1 protein-coding gene is annotated in these 2,388 nt (G+C 69.6%); it reads right to left on the minus strand.

From position 1 onward, the window contains the following. A partial coding sequence (locus WBA97_RS15145; RefSeq protein ID WP_424231441.1) for an SDR family NAD(P)-dependent oxidoreductase occupies nucleotides 1-2,388 on the minus strand: 2,388 nt, incomplete at both ends.

The raw sequence follows: 2,388 nt of genomic DNA on the forward strand, positions 1-2,388 counted from the left end.
TCGACTTCACCGAACCCAGCCACAACGGCCGATCCCGATCCTGCCCATAGGTCTCGATCACCGCCTGCGCCTCGATCGGATCACCGAGGCGGGTGCCGGTCCCGTGCGCCTCCACCACATCCACATCAGACGGCGCAAGACCGGCACTACCCAACGCGGCCCGGATCACCCGCTGCTGCGAAGGACCATTCGGCGCCGTCAGACCATTCGACGCACCATCGGAGTTCACCGCCGACCCCCGCACCACGGCCAGCACGTCGTGGCCGTTGCGCCGCGCGTCGGACAGCCGTTCGACCAGCAGCAGACCCGCGCCCTCTGACCAGCCGGTCCCGTCGGCGGCGGCCGCGAAGGACTTGCAGCGGCCGTCGGCGGCGACCCCGTTCTGCCGGGTGAACTCGGTGAAGATGCCGGGGGTGGCCATGACGTTCACGCCACCGGCCAGTGCCATCGAACATTCGCCGGATCGCAGTGCCTGGACGGCAAGGTGCAGGGCGACCAGCGACGACGAGCACGCCGTGTCGATGGTGACGGCCGGTCCTTCGAGGCCGAAGGTGTAGGCGATGCGGCCGGAGGCGATGCTGGTGGACGTGCCCGTCAGGGACAGGCCCGCGACCTCGTCCGGGATGTCCCCGCTGAGCCCGTAGAGCGAGTTGGCGGCGCCGACGAACACGCCGACCGGGGTGCCGCGCAGCGACAGTGGTGCGATCCCGGCCCGCTCGAACACCTCCCACGCGGCTTCGAGCAGGAGCCGCTGCTGCGGGTCCATCGCGAGTGCCTCGCGGGGTGAGATACCGAAGAGGTTGGCGTCGAAGTCGCCTGCGTCGTGGACGAACCCGCCTTCCCCGGTCCTGCTCGCCCCGGTGAGGGCGGAGAGGTCCCAGCCGCGGTCGGCGGGGAACGCGCCAACCGCGTCGGCTCCCGCGTCGACGAGCCGCCAGAGGTCCTCCGGCGAGGACACCCCGCCGGGGAAGCGGCAGCTCATGCCGACGATGACGACCGGGTCGTCGGCATAGTTGTCGGCACCGTCGCCGGGGCGCGCGGCCGTGGCGACCGGATGCGTTGTGTCGCCGACGAGTGTGGTGCGCAGCCGTTCGGCGAGCGCCTCGGGGGTGGGGTGGTCGAAGACGACGGTCGCGGACAGCCGCAGTCCGGTGGCCGTGCCGAGGCGGTTGCGGAGTTCGACGGCGGTGAGTGAGTCGAAGCCGAGTTCGGAGAACGCGCGCCCGGGTTCGATCGCGTCGGCGTGGCCGTGGCCGAGGACGGCGGCCGCCTCGGCGCGGACGAGGTCGGTCAGCAGGCGCAGGGCATCCTCGGGTGCCTTGCCGGTGACCCGTTCGGCGAGACCGCTGTCCGCGACGGCGCGTTTCGGGGTGGGCCGGACCAGTGCGCGCAGCAGCGGCGGGACCCGGTCGGCCGGGACCGTGCCCAGCCGGGCGGGGACAACATGGGTGTGACCGACACGGTGGGCGAGGTCGAACAACGCGAGACCGTCCGCATCGGACAGTGCCGGCCCGAGTCGTGTCCTGTCGACCGCCGTCAACCCTCCACTGATGCCGCTCTCCCGCTCCCACAACCCCCACGCCAGGGAAACCGCGGGCAGCCCGGCAGCACGCCGCTGGAACGCGAGCCCGTCCAGGACCGCGTTGGCGGCGGCGTAGTTGGCCTGCCCCGCGGTCCCGAACAACGCCGACGCCGAGGAGTAGAGAGCGAACACGGCCAGGTCAAGGTCCCGGGTGAGGTCGTGCAGCATGAGGGCGGCGTCGACCTTTGGCTTGAAGACGGTGTCGATCCGCTCAGGTGTCAAGGATTCGACCAGACCGTCGTCGACGACACCGGCCGCGTGCACGACACCCGTCAACGGATGCTCTGCCGGAATACCCGCCAGCACAGCTTCGACAGCGTCCCGATCCGACACATCACAGGCAACCACCCGCACATCCGCGTCCAGATCAGGAGCCTCACCACCACTGCGGCTCAACAGAACCAGATGCCGGACCCCGTGTGTGGTGACCAGATGCTCGGCAAGTAGTGAACCGAGCGCACCGGTTCCCCCGGTGATCAGAACAGTGCCTTCTGGGTCCAGCGTGCGCGGCATCGTCAACACGTTCTTGCCGATGTGCTTGCCCTGTCCCAGGAACCGGAACGCGGCCTTGGCGTCACGCACATCCCACGCACGAACGGGAGAGAGGCGCAGGGCGCCGCTGCCGAACAGGGCGAGCAGGTCGAGCAGCATCTCCTGAATCCGGTCATGCCCGGCTTCGCTCAAATCGAACGCCCGGTAAACAACCCCCTCGGGAGAACGCAGATCGGCCTTGCCCATCTCGATGAACCGGCCACCCGAACCCAACAAACCCAACGACGCGTCAATGAACTCACCGGTCAGAGAGT

It is taken from the genome of Actinophytocola sp. (assembly GCF_049647105.1).
Classification (GTDB): Bacteria; Actinomycetota; Actinomycetes; order Mycobacteriales; family Pseudonocardiaceae; genus Actinophytocola.